Raw genomic sequence first — 19,519 nt, forward strand, 5'->3', positions numbered from 1 at the left:
GGCCGGGGACAGAAAGGAAATGGCGTGCGAACGCTGCGACTTGACGATCACGAGCGCGACGAGGTCGGTGCGCTCGTCACCCGCGTGCTGCTTGAGGAAGAACTGTGGGACCCGGTCACGTTCGCCGACCGGGCCGCGCGGGTGTCCCAGCACCTGCCGGTGCGGATGCGCGAGTTCCTGACCGAGGTGCGGGTGTCCGAGGCGGACATCGCGGTGGTGTCGAACCTGCCGCTGAGCGAGGACCTGCCACCGACGCCCGCCGGGTGGGAGATGGCCGTCAAGACCGGCGCGGGCCGTGCGGAGGAAGTGCTGCACATGATCTGCGGTGCCGGGCTGGCCGAACCGTTCTCCTGGTCGGACCAGCAGGACGGCCGGATGGTGCACGACGTGTGCCCGTCGCCCGGTGAGGAGCGGTCGCTGACCAGCGCCAGCAGTGAACTCACGCTGGCACTGCACACAGAGGACGTGCACCACCCGTGCCGCGGCGACTACGTGTCCCTGTTCTGCCTGCGCAACCCGGACGCGGTGGGCACCACCTACGTGCGGGTCGGCAGCATCGACGTCCCGGACGACGTCCGCGCGGTGCTCAACGAGGACCGGTTCCGGTTCTTCGCCGACGACTCGCACGTCAACGTCAACCTGCCCGGTGATCAGGACTCGCAGCGCATGTCGACGGTCGGGCCGATCGTGTTCGGCCCGAGCCAGCAGCCGTACCTGCGCATCGACCTCGACTTCACCGACGTCGCCACCCCAGGCGACGACACCGCGGACGCGGCGATGCGGCGCGCGTTCGACTCGCTGCGCGGCTCGGTGGAGAGCGTGGTGCTCAGCCCGGGAGACCTGATCTTCCTGGACAACTACCAGGTCGTGCACGGCCGCGCGCCGTTCGTGCCCCGGTACGACGGCAACGACCGCTGGCTCAAGCGGGTGAACCTGATCCGCGACGTCCGCAGGCTCTTCGTCGAGACCCGGGCCCGCTCCCGGGTGCTGGCCTGACCAGGACAGCGGGGACACCATGACTGTTCCGTTGCGGCGAAACGGGAACTACCACCTCCTGTGGGGCAGCAGGGCGTTGTCCGAGGTCAGTTTCAACCTGGTGATGCTGGCCTTCCCGCTGCTCGTGCTCGCTTCGACCGGCTCGCCCGCCCTCGCCGGACTGGTGACCGGTGCCAACGCGGTCGGTCAGGTGGTGGTCGGCGTCGTCGCGGGCGCGTTGGTGGACCGGTGGAACCGCAAGACGGTCATGCTGGCGTGCGAGGCGATCCGGGCGGTCGGGCTGGCGACCATGGTGGTGACACTGTGGGCAGGCCCTGTCCCGGTGTCGCTGATGGTGGTGGTGTCGGTCGCGCTGGGCGCGTGCAACGCGTTGTACGAACCAGCCGAAGACGCCTCACTGCCCCAAGTCGTGCCCGCCAGCCAGTTGTCGACCGCGGTCGCGTTGGTCGGTGCGCGTGGCTTCTTCGGCCAACTGGCCGGTACGGCACTGAGCGGAATCCTGTTCGCCATCCGCACGCTCGTGCCGTTCCTGGCAGGCGCGATCGCGCACGTCCTGTCCCTGCTGATGCTGTTGTTCCTGCGGCTGCCGCCCACTGACCGGACGAGGGCGCCGATCAGCGGCCTGCCGACGGAGATCTGGCACGGCATCCGGTGGGTCTGGCGGGAACGCCTCATCCGCGTCACAGCGTTGTGCGCGCTGGGGTTGAATCTCGCGTTCTTCGCTCTGTACATCGTGATCATCGCCGCGATGACCCAGCGGGGCGTGTCGTCCGCGGACACCGGGTTGATGTTGTCCATCTTGGGCGTCGGGGGCCTGCTCGGCGCGCTGGCAGCGCCGTGGCTGTACCGGACACTCAGCCCGTACGTCGCCGTGATCGGCGTGTTCTGGGTTTTCGCGGCGCTTGTCCCAGTGCTGGCGGTGTCACTGGGCAACGTCGTCACCGTGGCGGCTCTGCTTGGCGCCATGGCGTTTCTCACCCCGACGGCGAACACCGTCTTCACCACCTACCAGATGATGCGGACTCCCGACCGGATGCGCGGGCGGCTCAGCGGCGTGCTGAACCTGCTCGGCGGTGCCGCGGTCGCGGTGGGGCCGTTGCTCGGCGGCCTGATCGCCGAGTCGACCTCGGCGACGACAGCGATCGTGCTGTGCGCGGTGGGTGTCGCCGCGCTGGCGGCGTTCGCCACCGGCAGCCCGACGATGCGCGGGTTCGCCCCCGCGCTCGCCGCCGCCGAAGCACAGGCCGAGCAGGAGTCCGTCACAGTCACCACTCGATTGGAGAACGACCGATGACCCTCGTCGACAACAGTCCCACCACTCCGGACGAGACCGTGGGAACGGCGACCACCCACATCTTCAACTCGGCCGTGGCGGCCAACGCCATCGGTGCCGCGTGGGAGGTCGGGGCGCTGGACGAACTGGACAAGCACGGCAAGTTCAACGTGCCCGAGTTCGCCGAGCGCAACGACCTGCACCCGACCGCCACCATGGGGATGTTGACCGCGCTGGCGAGTGTGGGCATCGTCGAACGGCAGGGCGACACGGTCCTGACCGGCGAGCACTTCGCGGCCGCCTTCGAGCAGCGGGCGTTGTTCCACTGGCTCACCCAGGGCAGCGGTGAATTGTTCATCAAGATGCCGTACGTGCTGCGCAACGCCAACCGCGTCGGCAAGTTCTACAGCCGGGACGCCAAGGCGATCAGCTACGCCTGCCGGGAGGTCAACGAACGCTTCTTCGACCCGGCGTTCTGGGGTGCGATGCACGGTCTGGACTTCACGCCGACGAAGGTCGCCGACCTCGGCTCCGGCAGCGGCGAACGGCTGATCCAGATCGTCAGCCGCTATCCCGGATCCACCGGCGTCGGCGTGGACATCGCCGTGCCCGCGTTGGACATGGCACGCCACGAGGCGGCGGGCAACGACGTGGCCGACCGGTTGAGCTTCATCGAGGACGACGTGCGCGCGATCCAGCCGCGTCCCGAGTTCGCCGACGTCGACCTGCTCACCTGCTTCATGATGGGCCACGACTTCTGGCCGAGGGAGAACTGCGTGCGCACGCTGCGGGCGCTGCGTGAGGCCTTCCCGTCGGCACGCCGGTTCATGCTCGGCGACACCGCGCGTACCGACACCTACAGCGACGACAAGCTGCCGATCTTCACGCTCGGCTTCGAAGTCGGCCACGACCTGATGGGCGTGTACCTGCCGACGATGGCGGAGTGGGAAGGCGTCTTCGAGGAGGGCGGGTGGCGCTGCCTGCGCAAGCACACCATCGGTGTGTCCGTGTCGGCCATCTTCGAGTTGGAGCGTCTGTGACCCCCGGGCTGGCCCCTGAGCTGACCACCGGCACGGGCCCGCGCCGCCGGTTCGTGCTGTCCAGCGTTCCGTCGGACGCGCACATGTGGAACCTGGTCGTGCTGCAGCTGTTCATCGAGGAGATGGGCCACGAGGTGATCAACCTCGGTGTGTGCGTGCCGGTCGACCTGCTGGTCGACCGGTGCCGCGCCGAACAGCCGGACTGCGTGGTCATCAGCACGGTCAACGGGCACGGCTACATCGACGGCGTCGGCGTGATCGACGCGTTGCGGGCCGACCCGGCGTGCGCCGACCTGCTCGTGGTGATCGGCGGGGCGCTCGGCGTCGTGGGGGACAGGAACACCGGCCTGGCCGGTGACCTGCTCGACCACGGCTACGACGCGGTGTTCCCGGTGGCCGCGGGCCAGACCGGCGAGGCGATGGGGCGGTTCCGCGAGTTCGTCGCCGAGCGCATGCGGCTGCCGGTATGACCGGCCCCGTGCGGCATCCTCCGTTCGGCCGGTTCGTCGCGGCCGGGCACCAGGCGGGACGGCTGCTGGTGCAGCCGAGGATGGGGTTCGCCGGTGTGCGGGTGATGCGCGACGGGCTGCTGGCCGTGCGCGCGTCGGGCGTACCCGCGATCGGCACGGTCACCCTGGACAGCTACACCAGGGTCGGCCAGTTCGACGAGGCCGCGAGGGCGGTGGCCCGCGGGCTGGACCTCAACGGCTTCCCCATCGTCACGCACGGCGCGGACCGCACCGCGAGGATGCTGCACGGGGTGGTGGCCGACGACTTCCCCGTCCAGGTCAGGCACGGCTCGGCGCAGCCGGAACGGATCTTCCGGACCATGCTCGCCGCCGGGCTGACGGCGACCGAGGGTGGGCCGGTGTCGTACTGCCTGCCGTACAGCAGGATCCCACTGCGGACGGCGACGGCGTCGTGGACGCGGGCGACCCGGCTGCTCGCCGAGCACCCGGACGAATGCCACCTGGAGAGCTTCGGCGGCTGCATGCTCGGCCAGCTGTGCCCGCCCAGCCTGCTGATCGCGATCAGCGTGCTGGAATGCCTGTTCTTCGTCGAACACGGCATGCGCAGCGTCTCGGCGAGCTACGCCCAGCAGACGCACCCGCAGCAGGACGCCGAGGCGCTGGGCGCGCTGCGGCGGCTGTGCGCCGAACACCTGTCCGGAGTGGACTGGCACGTCGTGCTGTACACCTACATGGGTCTGTTCCCGCGGACCCCCGAAGGTGCCAAGCGGCTGCTGCGCGAGAGCGCGCGGCTGGCCGTGCGCACCGGCACCGAGCGGATGATCGTGAAGACCGTCGCCGAGGCGCACCGGATCCCCACGATCGAGGAGAACGTCCAGGCGCTGCGGATCGCGCACGAGGCCGCCGCGTCCGAACCGGCGGGGACCTCGGAGTCCGAGATGGACACGGGGATCCACGAACAGGCCAGCGCGCTGGTCGGCGAAGTGCTCGGCTGCGCACCCACAGTGGCGCGGGCACTGCCGTTGGCGTTCGAGAAGGGCCTGCTCGACGTGCCCTACTGCCTGCATCCGGACAACGACAACCGGACCAGGAGCGTGGTGGGGCCCGACGGCAGGCTGGAGTGGTGGAACACCGGCCGGATGCCGCTGCCCGCGGCCGTCCGTGTCCACCGAGAACCGTTGTCCCACCGACGATTGCTCGACGACCTCGACTACCAGCGGCGCCGGTTCGACCAACCGGTGCCCGCGTGACCAGCAGGGATAAACCATGATCGAACCGGTGCAGGCACCCGGACCACGGGAGCACCTCACATCCGACGTGACCAGGGCGGCACTCAGGCTCCAGCACCACATGCTGACCGCGACCCGTGATCACCTCCGTCGCGCGGGCTTCGTCGAACTGCTGCCGCCCATCATGGGACCGGTCACCGACCCGGGCGTACGCGGTTCCAAGCAGGTCGACGTGGACTACTACGGTCACCGGTACAAGCTGATGACGAGCGCGATCCTGTACAAGCAGGCCTCGTTGCTCGCGTTCGACCGGATCTTCTACGTCGCGCCGAACATCCGGCTGGAGCCGCTGGAGACCGCCAACACCCAGCGGCACCTGGCCGAGTTCCACCAGATCGACGTCGAGGTGGCCAACGTCGGCCGCGACGAGATCCTCGAAGTGGCACAGGGACTCGTGCGGTCGGTCGTGCGGCACGTGATCGACGCCGCGGCCGACGAACTGGACGTGCTGGGCCGGGACACCGGGGCGTTCACCGACCTGCTCGGCACCCCGTTCGGCCGGATCAGCCACAGCCAGGCGGTCAGCGAACTGCACGGCCTCGGTCACGACCAGAACCCGGACGCGGAGATCGACTGGGTCGGCGAGGCGACGCTGTCCCGCAAGGCCAGTACGCCGTTCTTCATCACCGACTACCCCAAGGGATCCCGGGGCTTCTACGACCGGGAGAGCACGACCGAGCCCGGCGTGCTGCGCAACTTCGACCTGATCGCCCCGGAAGGCTACGGCGAGCTGTGCAGCGGCAGCGAACGGGAACACGAGTACCGCGCCATCGTCGCGCGGATGCGGGAAACCGGGGAGAACCCGGCCAAGTACGGCTGGTACCTGGAGATGGTGCGGGACGGGATCCCCGGCAGCGCCGGGTTCGGGCTCGGTGTCGAACGGTTCACCCGGTACCTGGCCGGACTGGACTCGGTGTGGCAGACCACCGCGCACCCCAAGATCCCCGGTGTGGTGTCGCGGTGAACCGGCTGCGGGCAGAGGGATTCCCCGAACAGGCGATCCGGGCACGGGCCCGTGACGGCGCCGCGGCGGCGTTCCCGCCCGTCGAAAGCTACGGCACGACCGTGTACGGGGCGACCGGGGCAGTGCACCGCGACCCCCTGGACGCGATCCGGCTGGCGCCGCCGATCTTCACGCCGAACCGGATGGACAAACTCCTCGACCTGGCACGGGAACCGACCTACGGCGACGTCGACCTGACCACCGTGATCGGCGGGTTCACCGCGCCGGTCCCGGTCTACCTCTCGGCGTTCGGGTCGACCCGGGTCGCCGGTCCCGACATCGGCCTGGCGATCAGCGGGCAGGCCGGGCGGCTCGGAGTTCCGGTGGTGATCGGCGAGAACGTCGTCCCGGTCAACGGGTACGGCCGTCTCGGGGCGGTGGGGGAGCGGTCACTGCTGCGGCGGGTCCGCGCGTACGCCGAGCAACTGCCGGACGGGCTCGGCGGCCTCGTCGTCCAGCAGAGCACGGAGGACGCCGACGCCGAGGTGTGGAACCTGGTCTACAGCGACCCGTCCACCCGGTCGCTGCTGGACTCCGGGCGGCTCGGGTTCGAGCTGAAAGTGGGCCAGGGAGCCAAACCCGGGATCGGCGGGATGACGGTCCTCGACCGCGCCGACGCCGACCGCGTCGGCGACCAGTACTCGCTCGACCTCGTCTACGGCGCCGAGAGCGGACGCGTGCTGCGGTGCAGCAGCCCGGGCACGTTCACCCCGGAGATCCTGCGTCAGCAGATCAGGTTGATGCGCAACAACTTCCCGCGCGCGAAGACGTGGGTCAAGCTGCACCCCGGCCGGGACGTCCGCGAAGCGGCGGCCGTGGCGTGGCAGGCCGGTGCCGACGCGGTCACCGTGGACGGTGCCGAGGGCGGCACCGGCTGGGCGCCACTGGCGTTCCTCGACCACGTCGGGTTGCCGCTGGGCGAATGCCTGACCCAGATCGACGCCGGACCGCACTGCCTGCTGGCCTCCGGCGGGGTCTGGGAGGGCGCGCGGGCGGTGAAGTGCCTCGCACTGGGTGCCAGGGCGGTCGGGCTCGGCCGTGCGGGGCTGCTCGCCGCCGACGAGGACACCGAGCACGGCCTGACGCGCCTGATCGACTGCCTGGCGTTCGAACTGCGGCTGCTGATCAGCTCGCTCGGCGAGTACGCGCCGGGCTCGGTGGGGATCAAGGACGTGTGGGCGCCGGGCCTGCCGGTACCCACCCACACCATGCCGCTCGCCGGCATCGACACGAGGAGAAGACAATGATGATCGAAACCGACTTACGCAGCCGTCAGGTGCGGCACTACTACGAACTGGTCGACCTGGCCGACTTCGACAGCCTGGTCCGGCTGTTCGCCCCGGACGCGGTGTACCACCGGCCGGGCTTCGACCCGATCGTCGGCCACGACGGCCTGACCAGGTTCTTCACCGCCCAGCGGCAGATCCGCGAAGGCGCGCACGTGGTCGAGTCCATCGTGGACGCGGGCGACCAGGTCGCGGTGCGCGGCGTCTTCGCGGGCACGCTGAAGAACGGCACTGAGGTGACGGCGCGGTTCGCCGACTTCTTCAAGTTCGCCGCCGACGGCCGGTTCGAACGCCGGTACACGTACTTCTACGCGCCATTGGTCTGATCGGGTCGAAGTCGGCACCGGGAACCCTTCCGCGGCGTGACCGATCCCGTCAGGGTCGGTAAGGTCGTGTTCATACTGGGGTAGAAGGGGTGGAACCCGCGTGTCGGCTGCCGTGTCCGATGGCCTGGCCATGGCTCCTACTGACCTGCGCACGGCGTTGCGCAGTGGTCATCGTGCCTTCCTGGGGTCCAGTTGGCCGTGGCGTGCCTTCGGCTATCTGGGTGGCGGGCTCGTCATGGCGTTGCCGACGCTGGCGGTGCACCGGTGGTTGCTCGAGGTGGAGACACTCTCCGGTTTCCTCGTGCTCACCCTGGCCGTCCTGGTCGGCAATCTGCTGATCGCGGTACCGCTGGCGGGATTGGAACGCCGCCGGCTGCGAGTGGTGGACAAGAACCAGCAGAAAACAGTCCGCGTGCACCTGCCGGTCAAGGGGATCGGCAGGTGGCTGCTCGTCCGGCTGGGGGAAGCCGCGACGTGGCGCGAGTTCGCGTACGCCCTGCTGCTCACCCTCGTGCTCTCGTTCGTGGACATCGTCCTGGTGACTCTGGTGCTGTCCATGCTGTTCATGCCGTTCACGCCGCTGGTGGAGTTCATCCTGGACTACCGGCCGATCGTGAACGTCGGCGTGCCGGTGACGGGCACCCTCGGCATGACCCTGCTGGTGATCATCTCGCTCGCCCTGATGCCGTTGTTCGCGTACGGCGTCGGGTACCTGGCGCTCGCCCAGTCCGCGCTCGCGCGCTACCTGCTGACCCCGAGGGACACCGACCTCAACACGCAGATCCACGAACTGACCAGGTCGAGGACCCGGCTGGTCGACGCGTTCCAGGCCGAGCGGGAGCGGATCGAGCGCGATCTGCACGACGGCGCCCAGCAGCGGCTGACCGCGCTGGTGCTGACGCTCGGCGTGGCCGAACTGGAGACCTCCCGCGGCGGCGGGGACGGCCGACGGCTGATCACCAGGGCGAAGGGCGAGGCCCAGCAGGTGCTCGCCGAGCTGCGGGAACTCATCCGCGGCATCCGCCCGCAGGTGCTGACCGACCGCGGCATCGCGGCGGCCGTCGGCGACATCGCCGACCGCTGCCCGCTGCCGGTGGACGTCCGCATCGACCTGCCGCACCGCCTGCCGCCCGCCATCGAGACGGTGGCCTACTTCGCGGTCAGCGAGGCGCTGACCAACGTGATCAAACACAGCGGCGCGCACTCGGCGTGCGTGACCGGTGCACTCGAGGGGGATCGGCTCAGACTCATGGTCACCGATGACGGCGTCGGCGGTGCCGACCCTGCCGACGGAACCGGACTGCAGGGGCTCGCTGACCGGCTGTCGGTGGTGGAGGGCAGACTGCGGATCACCAGTCCGTCCGGTGGCCCGACTCAGGTGTTCGTGGAAGTGCCATGTCAGAGCCTCGCCGTCTCCGGGTAGTCATCGCCGAGGACGCCGTTCTGCTGCGCGAGGGGCTGATCGAGCTGCTCGCCCGCTTCGGCCACCAGGTCGTCGCGGCGGTGGGTGACGTCCCCGGCCTGGTCGCGGCCGTCGACGACATCAAACCCGATGTCGTGGTCACCGACGTGCGGATGCCGCCCGACTACAGCGACGAGGGCCTGCGCGCGGTGGCGCAGCTGCGGTCGCGGCATCCCAGTCTCGGTGTCCTGGTGCTGACCCAGTACGTGGCCACGACGTACGCGTTGGAGCTGCTCGAAACCGAGGCCCGCACCAGCGGCGGACTCGGCTACCTGCTCAAGGACAGGGTCGGCGCCGTCACCGAGTTCATCGAGGCGATCGAGCGCATCGCGGACGGTCACACGGTGATCGATCCCGAGGCGGTCCGCTCGTTGTTGCACAGCAAGCGGCGCAAGGAAGCACTGGACCGGCTGACACCGCGCGAGCTGGAGGTGCTGACGCTGATGGCGCTGGGGAAAACCAACAGCGCCATAGCCGAGACACTGTGTGTCAGCCAAGCCGCGGTGGCCAAGAATATTGGCAACATCTTCACGAAACTCGGGCTGGTCGACATGAACGAACATCGCCGTGTGCTCGCCGTATTGACGTATCTCCGCAAGTGAATGTCCCGCCTCGGCTGGGATACCAGTTGGACGTTCGGAACGTGTCCCCATCAGGGTGTTGTCGTTCTGAAAGATGCTGGCCCTAATGGGGGTATAGGTAGTTCTACACTTTGTGACAATATTCAATCTCGTGTATACCGGTCCGGTCAGTGCGCTACGCCGTCTGGAGCAGGTGTAACGCCTGCGTGCGGCCCCGGTGGGATACGGCCGTGCGGAGGCTCTGTTTCGCTCGTGCGTTGAATTCGCAGGCCAGTTGGCCAGGGCCACGCGCCGCCGGGGCCTGGCCAGGACTCGGCCTGACCATTTACCGTCGGTTGTGCCGGATCAGCCAGCCCTCATACAATGCCGTATCCGCGAAAGATGGACCTCTGGGGATGACGCGGACAATTGGGCGCATGGCTCTATTGGGGGAGAGCCGGGGTGCTGGCATTCGGCCTCGTTTCTCCTAACGGAATGCGTCGAGGAGTACTGGGGGCAGTGGTGAGAATACGATTCACGACCAAGGACCTCGGTCGGTTACAGATGGCGGCCGGGCAGAGCCCGGTGGCCGAGAGCATCTTCGCGCTCGACCTGCTCGGTCGATCCGGGGAGGCGCACGGCGAGTGGCGCAAGCACGTGCGCCGGTCACTGGGGTCACAGCCGAACAGGATCCACCGGCTGCTCACCGAACAGCGGCCGATCCCGGACCTGCTGTGGCTGATCGACCGGGCACGCGCACAGCAGCGCAAAGGACACGACGAGCGCGCTGCGCGCTCCATCGACGACGCCGTGCTGGATTTCTGCCAGGTGGTGGTCAGACCGCACTGGAACTCGATTCGCGGCGCGCTCGAAGCCGAACGGGACGTCCGCGGCCGGATCGGCATCACCAACGGGATGGACCACATGCTGACCACGCTGCACCCGCGGGTGCGGTGGAATCCGCCGGTGCTCGAGATCCCCGGCGACCCGGACACCGAGATCCACCTGGGCGGACGCGGGCTGCTGCTGTACCCCGCGGTCTTCCTCGCCGGCCGGACGGTCGCGGTGTTCCTGCACACCGAGCAGGAGACGGGACTGCCGGCGCTGGTGTTCCCCGCGTCGGCGGGGCCCGCGTTCATCTCGGCTTTCTCCACCGCCGCCGAAGGCAACGAACAGGCCCTCGGCGCGCTGGTCGGGCACACCAGGGCGGCCGCGTTGCAGGCGTTGACCGAGAGCTGTTCCACCGGGGAACTGGCCCAACGGCTGGGGATATCGATGGCCGGGGCGAGCAAACACGCGACAGTCCTGCGTGAGGCGGGCCTGGTGGCCACCACCCGCTCACGCAACACCGCTGTACATTCGTTGACACAACTCGGTGTCGCGCTGCTGCAGACACAGGAACCGGCATCGGTGGCGCCGAGATCGCCGATTTCACTGGCGATGCGGCGGCTGTCGGCACAGAACCGGGTCGAGATCCGCAAGTGCGTTTGACGAGCGGCGAATGACGAGGCGTGCCGTCACGGCCATCGCAGGTCGTTGTCGGCGCGCCTCGCGCGGTTCGCCGACTCGCTGACGGCAGTCGCGGCGAACACCTCGATGACGCCCCTGAGCACCTCGTTCGCCGCCCGCAGTTCGGTGATCTCACGCTCCAGCTTGGCGATTCGCCGTGAACCGAGGTCGGTCACGCCCGCGGGCGCCCGATCGGATTCCGACGTCGCGGTTTCCTGTCCCACTTCGGGTGTTCTCGGTCTGGGTGGATGGTACGGCACCATGTCGCTGCCCCCCTGTCACGTCGTATGCGTCAACAGTAACGACTCGGTGATACCGGATTATCCACCTCCAGTAGCATTTTGGTATCCGCCTTGGTAAGTATTGCCGCCGACGGGTCAGCCAACTGGCACGCCGGACTGGACGACAGTCCATTTGTCCGGATCGCGCACCAGAATTCCCGGCTCGTCGAACGGATTTCCGTCGAGGACAAGCAGATCGGCCACGCACCCGGCGCGCACCCTGCCGAGGTCGGGACGGCCGATCAGGTCCGCGTTGACCGAAGTGGCCGACCGCAGCGTGTTCAGCACGCCGTCCACCTCGATCTGCAGCCGCAGGCCTTGCGACTGCTCGTCTTCCAGGCCGCCCATCAGGTCGGTGCCGAACCCGACCCGGACACCGGCGGCCCTGGCCAGTTCGATCGCGACCTTCCCGAAGTCGAGGACCTCCCGGTTCTTGGCCTTCGACACGGCGGCGAGGCCGAACTCCTCACCCCGACGCTCGATGGCGTCGTACGCCGCCAAAGTCGGCACCAGGAACGCCTCGTGCCTGGCCATCAACTCCGCGGTGGGGGCGTCGAGCAGGTTGCCGTGCTCGATGGAGCGCACGCCGTTCTCGACCGAGTGCTTGATCGCCTCCGGTGAGTACGCGTGCGCGGCGACGTAACTGCCGCGCCGACGGGCCTCGTCGGTGATGGCCGCGATCTCGTCCGCGGAGTACTGCGGCAGGCGGATCGGATCGGTGAGCGACATGACCCCACCGGACGTCATGATCTTGATCGCGTGCGCGCCACGTCGGAAGCGGTCGCGCACCGCCTGGCGCACCGCGTCCACACCGTCCACGACCTCGCACATGTGGTTGTGGAATCCGCAGAGGTCGGTGTCGGTGCCGCGTGGGTCGCCGTGCCCGCCCGTCTGGCTCAGCGCGGCGCCCGTGTACAGGTAACGCGGGGCGGCGATGAGCCCCTGCTCGATCGCCGCGGCCAGCCCGGGATCGCCGCCCGCGACGTCCCGCACTGTGGTGAAACCACGGCCGAGCGCGTTCGTCAGCCGTTGCGCACCGGCGAGCGCCACGTAGCTCAACGGCGTCGACTCGATGTGCTGGCCGTTGAGGCTGATGCCGTACGCGTGGAAGTGGGCGTCGATCAGGCCGGGCAGCACAGTGCCGCCGCGGGCGTCGATCACGCGGTCGGCGGTGCCCGGCGCGTCCGGGCCGACCGCGGCGATCCGGTCGCCGTCGACGTGCACAGTGCCGGGGATCAGGTCGTCGGACTCCCCGTCGAACACCTGGGCGTTGACGATCGACAGTGTGGCCATCCGGCGTCCCCCACATCGCGGTTGCGTACTTGGTGTGCCAATCAAGGCTAGCGCCACCGGTGAAGTGCGGCGATAGGGTGTGGCCCATGATGATCGGCGGGTGGCAGATCGTCGCGCTGCGTGACGCACGGGGGCCGTTTCTGGACTGGGCAGCGGGATTCCCCGACGCGGGCGAGCGCGAATGGGCGTCGGCCCGTGCCGCGGATCCGGCGGCGTTCGGCGCGGACGGCAAGTGGTGGCTGGATTTCCGGGCGTACGCGATCCGTGCGGCGGACGGCCGGGTCACTCTGGTCGACGCGGGCATCGGCCCCGCGACGGCACCGGCCCGCGCCTGGGCGCCGGTACCGGGACGACTGCCCGAGGCCATGGCGGAAGCAGGCATCGACCCGGCCGACGTCGGCACGGTCGTGTTGACGCATCTGCACACCGACCACTGTGGATGGGCGGTCGACCCGGACGGCACGCCGGTGTTCCCCAACGCCCGGTACGTCGTGCAGCACGCGGAAACGAAGTGGCTCGCCGCCGCCGAGCCGATGTACTCGTGGGCGGTGCGGCCGCTGCGGGACGCCGGGCAACTCGACGAGATCACCGGTGAGTCGGTCGTGCTGCGGACGAGTTCCGGTGAATCAGTCACGCTCGTCCCCACACCCGGGCACACCCCGGGACACCAGTCGGTGATCGTCCAGTCGGGTGACGCGCAGTTGATCGTGACGGGCGACGTGTTGGTCCACGCGGTGCAACTCGTCGCGCCGTCGGTGTCGTACGTCTACGAGGAGGACCAGCGGCAAGCACGCGACACACGCACAAACCTGCTGGCACGGGCACGGGACGCCGGGGCAGTGCTGGCGACTCCGCATCTGAGCGAGCCGTTCACGGTTCTGTGATGGCTGTCGTCGCTGTCGGGCGGAAGAATCGACGGCATGGAGCATTGGCTGTCAGCGGTCCAGACCCGGCTCGACCGGATAGCCGCTGACCGCGACTTCGCACTCGCACTGGAACCGGAAGCCCTCGCCGAGGCACGGCAACTCACCGCGGCGCTCGGCAGCGACCGCGACCGGGAAGCCAGGTTCGTGCTGGGCTGGTTGCACTGGTACCGGTATCACGCATTGTCGCCGAAGGGCGGCAAGGAGGATCTCAGGACCTGCGTCACCCTGTTCACCCCGTGCTTCATCGACGGTGTCGAAGGACTGCCGCGACCGCTGAGGCCCCTGCTCGCCGACGAGGCCGCGCCGCACGCCATCGACCTGCTCGGCCGCGAAGACCTGCCCGGCCACCTGCTCGTCCACACCGCCGAGTTGTGGCAACGCATCGCGGACGCGTCGGCCGACCACCCCGACCGGCCGGTGATCCTCGGCTACCTGACCATGGCCGTGAAGCAGCGGTTCGAACACTCCGCGACCGCCGAGGACCTGGACGCGCTGATCGAGGCAGGCAGGGCGGCGGTGCGGGCCGTTCCCGCCGACTACCCACCGGAGATCCGCGGCGCACACCTGACCGACCTGGCCGAAGCTCTGCGGGCCCGGTTCACGCGCACTGCCGCGCCGCAGGACCTCAACGAGGCCATCGAGACCGTCGAAGCGGCCCTGGCCGCGAATCCCGCCGCCGGCGTCATCCGGGCGGGATCGCTGTACGAGCTGAGCTGGGCGCTGCGGGAACGGTTCGAACTCGCCGGTGCTCCCGCGGACCTGGACGCGTCCGTCGACGCCTGCCATGCGGCCGTGCGGATCACGCCCGTCGACCACTTCCTGCGGGCCAAGGTGCTGGCGAGTCTCGACCTCACGCTGCAGGCGCGGTTCCGGCTCACCGGGGCGCTGGCGGATCTGGACGCCGCTGTGGCGGCGGGCCGCGCAGCCGTGGCCGCCACCCCGGCGGACCACCCCGACAGGCCCGCGATGCTGAGCGGTCTGGGAATCCCGCTGCGGGCCCGGTTCGAACGCACCGGGGCGATGGCGGACCTGGAGGAGGCGATCCAGGCCTTCAGACAGGCGGTGCGGGCGAGCCCCACCGCCAACGCACTGCAACTGACCAACTTGGGCACCGCGTTGCGTGTCAGGTTCGAACGCGCCGGGGCACCGGCGGACCTGGACGAGGCCGTTCAGACAGGTCGTGCCGCGCTGCGGGTCGCTCGCGCGGCCGACCGGGTCCGGGTACAGGCCGAACTGGCCGGGACCCTCCGGGTTCGGTACGGCCGGACAGGCGTGCCCGCCGACCTCGACGCGGTGATCACCTTCCTCACCGACGCACTGGCGACCGCCCCGGCGGACGACCTGGACCGGCCCAGGCTGTTGAGCGGCCTCGGTGCCGCGCTGCACAGCCGGTTCGGGCGGACGGCCGAACTGTCCGATGTGGATGGTTCGGTCAGCGCGTTCGCCGACGCGGTGGCGGCCACCCGCCCGGACCACCCCGACCAGGCGAGCATGCTGACCAATCTGGGGATCGCCTTGCGCGACCGGTTCGACCACCGCGCCGCGCGGGATGATCGGGACGCCGCGCTGGTCGCGTTCGACCGGGCCGCCAGGGTCAGGTCCGCGGCACCGGCGGAACGGATCACCGCGGCCAGGGCGGCCGCCGCGCTGGCCGCGTCGACCGAACCGGACCGTGTGGCGGATGTGCTGGAGATCGCGGTGCGGCTGCTGCCCGACCTGGCACCGCAGCGGTTGCGCCGCAGTGACCAGCAGTACGCGATCGGCCAGTTCTCCGGGCTGGCCAACGATGCCGCCGCCGTTGCCCTGTCGGCCAGTGGCGGGTCCGGCGACGAGCGAGCGGCACGGGCGTTGCGGCTGCTGGAGGCGGGCCGGGCGGTGCTGTTCAGCCAAGCCCTGGCGGCCCGCGACGACCTGCGGCAGCGACACCCGCAACTCGCCGCGCGACTGGCGGAACTGCGGGACCAGGTCGACGCGGCCACGGACCCCGCTGCCGCCCGAGCGGTGGACGACCGGCTGCACCTGATCGACGAGCTGACCGCGACCCTGACCCGGATCCGTTCCCTGCCGGGGTTTTCCGGCTACGGGCTGCTGCCGTCCACCGAGCACCTGGTGGCCGGCGCCGTGGCCGGTCCCGTCGTGACCCTCAACGTCAGCCGGTTGCGCAGCGACGCCCTGCTGCTCACCCGGGACGGCATCACCTCGGTCGAACTGCCCGGACTCACGCTGGACGCGGTGGTCCAGCGTGTCAACACCTTCCACCAGTCGCTGGCCGGTTCGGCGGACAGGACAGTCGAAACGCTCGAATGGTTGTGGGACAACGTGACCGGGCCGGTCCTCGGGGCGCTGGGCCACAGTGGACGACCAGCGGATGGAGCGAAGTGGCCCCGGGTGTGGTGGGCGCCGGGCGGCCTGCTGGGGTTGTTGCCCCTGCACGCCGCGGGCTACCACGGCGACACTTCCGGCGAGCGCACAGTGATGGACCGGGTCGTGTCGTCCTACACGCCGACTGTCCGGGCTCTGCGGCACGCCCGCGAACGCGATTCGGATGTGCCCGCGGGGTCGGCGTTGATCGTGGCGATGCCGTCCACCCCGGGGTCGAAGGCCACCTGAAGCACGCCGCGGCCGAAGCCCTGCTGCTGCACAGCCGCCTGCCGCGCCCGGTGCTGCTCATGGACGCGGGCACGGGCGACAGCATTCGGCTGCCGACCAAGGCGAACGTCCTTGCCCGGTTACCGGAGTGCGCGGTGGCGCATTTCGCCTGCCACGGGTCGAGTGACCTGACCGACCCGTCGAACAGTTCGCTGCTGTTGTACGACCACGACAGCGACCCGTTCACCGTGGCGGGCCTGGCCGAGGTGCGGCTCGACCAGGCCCAACTGGCCTACCTCTCCGCCTGCCGCACCGCCTTCACCGGCCGGGCCGACCTGATCGACGAGGCCATCCACCTCACGTCCGCCTGCCAGCTCATGGGGTTCCCGCACGTGATCGGGACGATGTGGGCGATCGGCGACACCCTCGCCGCCAACGTCGCCGACGCCTTCTACCGCGCACTGAGCGACACAGGCGGTGCCCTGCGCACCACCCGCGCCGCCGAAGCCCTGCACCGGACGATCCTGGGTCTGCGCGACCGGTTCCCCCAGGCCCCTTCGCTGTGGGCGGCCTACCTGCACGCCGGAGCGTGACGAACCGCGGACCGGCCCGCCGGGTGGACGAAAGCTCGAAGGAGCCCGGCGGTGGTGGCAGGCCCGCGAAACGGATATCGTTGACCAAAAGGGTTGGGGGAACCTGATGAAGCGCAAGGGTGTGCTGTTCTACACCGCCGTTTTCCTGTTCGCGCTGGGGATCGTCAACTTCTTGCGCGTGTGGGGACCGGGCTTCACCACTGGTGAGGAAGCGTGGTTCAGCGAGAGCGTTCTGATCACGCATCCGCTCGGCATGCTCGCGATCGGTTACCTGTTCTGGCGGCACCGCGCGTGGTTCGACAGGTGGATGCCCGTTCGACGGCCCCGCGAGCCCGACCCCCGGGAAAGCCTCACCATGCAGAACCCCCAACCGTCGGATCGGGAGTGAGGCCGTCCCCGCCTCACATGCACGACATGGGATGTTCCTTGCCTTCGCGTTGTTCCGTGCCATGGCCGAAGCACATCGTCGGGTATCCCTTGAGGTCGTCGATGGACGTCTGGTCGCGGGTGGCGATGGTGTACGCGACGGGCCGGACGCTGCCGATGACGGCGGTCCGCGGGTATCGGTAGATCTCCCACGCCGGGAACTTGTCGCCGAAGAAGTTCGCCGTGTAGCTGTCACCGGACGGTGTCAGGATCACCCGGGCGTTGATCCGGCCGAGGAAGCTGCCCCAGGAGTTCACGGCGGACACGCCCACGCGGATCGAACCGTCCGGTCGCTTGACGGCGGAGATGTAGTTCACCGGGGTTTCGATGTCGTCGCGGATCATCTCGGCGCCGCTGATGAACTGGATCGGCAGTGCGTCCTTGCACCCGGCCACCCACGGTTTGGGGACGTTGGCGCCAGCCACGCACGACCTGTGGACGTAGACGCCGATCTCGCCGGTCGCGGTGTCCCACGCGATGCCGACCTTGGCGGACGCGTAGGGATCGGTGCCGAACCCGCGGTGGTCGCCGATCATCTCGGTGAACTCGTCCTTGTTCCTGATGAAGCCGCGGACCACGACGATGCCGTGATCGGCCGACGGGCTCAGCGTGATCGTGGATATTCGATCGCCGGGGTCGGGAGCTGCCTCGAAGTACCGGCTACGCGCCTTCGCGAAGGTGGTGTTGGTTTCGTAGGGCCACGCTCGTGTGCCGGGCCACTGCCGCGGGCTCTCACCGCCGAGTCCGGCCGCGACGACGATGTAGTTCATGCAGCCGCTGGTGACTTGGTCGTGTGTCCACGTTGTCGCCGTGCCCAGGTCCTTCTTCTGGAGTTTGTACTCCGCGACGGACGGTGGCAAAAGGTCGCATCCGGGCGCGGTGAGGACCTGGTAGTCGACCGCGCGGGCAACCGGGTCCCACTTCAGGGTCACCCTGTACGGGTGGGCCGGATCCGTTGTGGCAACCACGTTCTTCACCTCTGGCAGGGTGATTCTCGGTGCCTTCGCCCGACTCGACGGCGGGGTCCACACGCGACCCACCTTGTCCGCCACTGGCGCGAGCGCGCCCTTCTCGTCGAGCAGGAGAGCCGTTTCCTCGCTGGTCGCGCTCGGCCTGCGCCGCACCAGCGACAGGTCGCCGCCGAGTTCACGGCGGCTGGTGAGACCGTGCTCCTCGGTCCGCTGCCACCGGGCGCCGTCGAACTTCCACTGCCCCTGTGGGGCCGGTTTGTCGCACCGGGGACCCGCCAACGGCTGGTCACCGCTGCACGTCCAGGTCGACGCGTCGACGCGAACCGTGCCGTCCGCCGCCCACCACAGGTTGCCCACGGTGTTGTTCCAGTCCTTTTCGGACACACCGGGCGGCAGCGCCCGCAGTTCCTGGTTGCGCGTCTCGGCCTGCACACCGGGAGTCGCCGGGTCGAACCACACCACCGACGACTGACCGGTCGACGAGCCACTCGTTCCGATGACGACATACGCGACCTTCGGTTTTCCGTCCCATCCCGTGGGTGTGTAAGCCAAATCCGAGGCTATCGTGGTTTCCCCGAACTTGTGCGGTGTGCCGCCGGTCTGGTCGACGACGACCACGTCAGCGGTCCACCGCGCTCCGTCACCGTTGATCTGGAACGTCACCACCCGTTCACCGGCGCCGGTGACGGCCACGAGCCCGCGCTCGGTGCCGGGCGACGGCTTCATCCGGCCCGCGGGTTCCAGCGTCACGACGTCGTGGACAGCGAGATCCTGGCCGCCGTACTCGTCGAGAACGAACACCTTCCCGGCGGCGACGGCGATTTCGTAGCACTGGCAACCCACTTCGGCCTTGGCGCCCGTGGCGGTGTCGATGGAGATCAGCCGTGTGGCGCTCGCCGCGACGAACCTGCTGCCGTCCGCGGTCCATTCCGCGAAACGCACCGGATCCCCGGTGCTCACCGACGCGAGTGTCTGACGGCCACGTGCCAGCGTGACTCGTCCGGGCGTGGTGTAGGCGAAGGTGCCCGCCTCGACGGCCGTGCTCGGCGGTGTGCTGGTCGGCATGCCGACTTCGCTGCCCTGTACCGCTGTTCGTGTGGGATCGTCGTCGCATCCGGTGGCCACCAGCGTCAGCCCCACCAGCGTTGCCGTCACCCCGCGCCGCCGAATCCCCACCCGTTCGCCCTTCGCTTGCGCCGTCGAGCCGAACCGTACGGGCGGGCGCT

At 69.3% G+C, this 19,519-nt stretch carries 18 protein-coding genes; 15 read left to right on the forward strand and 3 right to left on the reverse strand.

The window, feature by feature from the left end; genetic code table 11:
* Positions 1–24 precede the first annotated feature (24 nt).
* The 11 genes from ALI144C_RS35480 (at position 25) to ALI144C_RS35530 (ending at position 11,196) form a co-directional block, all read left to right on the forward strand.
* On the forward strand, positions 25–996 hold the full coding sequence (locus ALI144C_RS35480; RefSeq protein WP_083753670.1) for a TauD/TfdA family dioxygenase: 972 nt from the start codon (positions 25–27) through the stop codon (positions 994–996).
* A 19-nt stretch (positions 997–1,015) separates the two neighbouring features.
* Entirely contained in the window at positions 1,016–2,290 is a 1,275-nt protein-coding gene (locus ALI144C_RS35485) for an MFS transporter (RefSeq protein ID WP_076991620.1), read from the forward strand.
* Positions 2,287–3,309: a class I SAM-dependent methyltransferase gene (locus ALI144C_RS35490; RefSeq protein WP_083753671.1), complete on the forward strand. Its 1,023-nt coding sequence runs from the start codon at positions 2,287–2,289 to the stop codon at positions 3,307–3,309. The genes ALI144C_RS35485 and ALI144C_RS35490 overlap by 4 nt, the downstream gene beginning before the upstream one ends.
* Positions 3,306–3,779 carry a cobalamin B12-binding domain-containing protein gene (locus ALI144C_RS35495; RefSeq protein WP_083753672.1) on the forward strand — a complete coding sequence of 158 codons (474 nt, stop codon included), beginning with the start codon at positions 3,306–3,308 and terminating at the stop codon, positions 3,777–3,779. The genes ALI144C_RS35490 and ALI144C_RS35495 overlap by 4 nt, the downstream gene beginning before the upstream one ends.
* 8 nt (positions 3,780–3,787) lie before the next feature.
* Positions 3,788–5,029: a methylaspartate mutase gene (locus ALI144C_RS35500; RefSeq protein WP_237774478.1), complete on the forward strand. Its 1,242-nt coding sequence runs from the start codon at positions 3,788–3,790 to the stop codon at positions 5,027–5,029.
* A gap of 16 nt (positions 5,030–5,045) precedes the next feature.
* Positions 5,046–6,032, forward strand: a complete 987-nt coding sequence (locus ALI144C_RS35505; RefSeq protein ID WP_076991622.1) for an asparagine synthetase A — start codon at positions 5,046–5,048, stop codon at positions 6,030–6,032.
* Entirely contained in the window at positions 6,029–7,318 is a 1,290-nt protein-coding gene (locus ALI144C_RS35510; RefSeq protein ID WP_076991623.1) for a glutamate synthase-related protein, read from the forward strand. The genes ALI144C_RS35505 and ALI144C_RS35510 overlap by 4 nt, the downstream gene beginning before the upstream one ends.
* A complete protein-coding gene (locus ALI144C_RS35515; RefSeq protein ID WP_202819133.1) occupies positions 7,315–7,683 on the forward strand; it encodes a nuclear transport factor 2 family protein in 369 nt (122 codons plus the stop codon). The genes ALI144C_RS35510 and ALI144C_RS35515 overlap by 4 nt, the downstream gene beginning before the upstream one ends.
* A gap of 100 nt (positions 7,684–7,783) precedes the next feature.
* On the forward strand, positions 7,784–9,106 hold the full coding sequence (locus ALI144C_RS35520) for a sensor histidine kinase (RefSeq protein WP_202819134.1): 1,323 nt from the start codon (positions 7,784–7,786) through the stop codon (positions 9,104–9,106).
* A complete protein-coding gene (locus ALI144C_RS35525) occupies positions 9,079–9,747 on the forward strand; it encodes a response regulator (protein ID WP_076991624.1) in 669 nt (222 codons plus the stop codon). Before ALI144C_RS35520 ends, ALI144C_RS35525 begins: the two co-directional genes overlap by 28 nt.
* A gap of 480 nt (positions 9,748–10,227) precedes the next feature.
* Entirely contained in the window at positions 10,228–11,196 is a 969-nt protein-coding gene (locus ALI144C_RS35530) for an ArsR/SmtB family transcription factor (RefSeq protein WP_168211428.1), read from the forward strand.
* 26 nt (positions 11,197–11,222) lie between these two features.
* On the opposite strand, the gene ALI144C_RS35535 is transcribed toward ALI144C_RS35530, so the two are convergent.
* Entirely contained in the window at positions 11,223–11,438 is a 216-nt protein-coding gene (locus tag ALI144C_RS35535) for a hypothetical protein (RefSeq protein ID WP_076991626.1), read from the reverse strand.
* A gap of 153 nt (positions 11,439–11,591) precedes the next feature.
* The gene (locus tag ALI144C_RS35540; protein WP_076991627.1) at positions 11,592–12,788 is read right to left on the reverse strand and encodes a metal-dependent hydrolase family protein; all 1,197 of its coding nucleotides are present in this window, start codon (positions 12,786–12,788) and stop codon (positions 11,592–11,594) included.
* An 86-nt stretch (positions 12,789–12,874) separates the two neighbouring features.
* Between ALI144C_RS35540 and ALI144C_RS35545 the strand changes: the two genes are divergently transcribed.
* The 4 genes from ALI144C_RS35545 to ALI144C_RS35560 all read left to right on the forward strand — a co-directional run bounded on the left by ALI144C_RS35545 (position 12,875) and on the right by ALI144C_RS35560 (position 17,284).
* On the forward strand, positions 12,875–13,672 hold the full coding sequence (locus ALI144C_RS35545; RefSeq protein ID WP_143231063.1) for an MBL fold metallo-hydrolase: 798 nt from the start codon (positions 12,875–12,877) through the stop codon (positions 13,670–13,672).
* A gap of 36 nt (positions 13,673–13,708) precedes the next feature.
* Positions 13,709–16,324: a CHAT domain-containing protein gene (locus ALI144C_RS58750; RefSeq protein WP_076991628.1), complete on the forward strand. Its 2,616-nt coding sequence runs from the start codon at positions 13,709–13,711 to the stop codon at positions 16,322–16,324.
* A gap of 26 nt (positions 16,325–16,350) precedes the next feature.
* Positions 16,351–16,896: a CHAT domain-containing protein gene (locus tag ALI144C_RS58755; protein WP_330359637.1), complete on the forward strand. Its 546-nt coding sequence runs from the start codon at positions 16,351–16,353 to the stop codon at positions 16,894–16,896.
* Between the two features lie 106 nt (positions 16,897–17,002).
* On the forward strand, positions 17,003–17,284 hold the full coding sequence (locus tag ALI144C_RS35560; RefSeq protein WP_076991629.1) for a hypothetical protein: 282 nt from the start codon (positions 17,003–17,005) through the stop codon (positions 17,282–17,284).
* 13 nt (positions 17,285–17,297) lie between these two features.
* On the opposite strand, the gene ALI144C_RS35565 is transcribed toward ALI144C_RS35560, so the two are convergent.
* Entirely contained in the window at positions 17,298–19,469 is a 2,172-nt protein-coding gene (locus ALI144C_RS35565) for a hypothetical protein (protein WP_143231065.1), read from the reverse strand.
* Positions 19,470–19,519 lie beyond the last annotated feature (50 nt).

It is taken from the genome of Actinosynnema sp. ALI-1.44 (assembly GCF_001984155.1).
Taxonomy (GTDB): domain Bacteria; phylum Actinomycetota; class Actinomycetes; order Mycobacteriales; family Pseudonocardiaceae; genus Kibdelosporangium.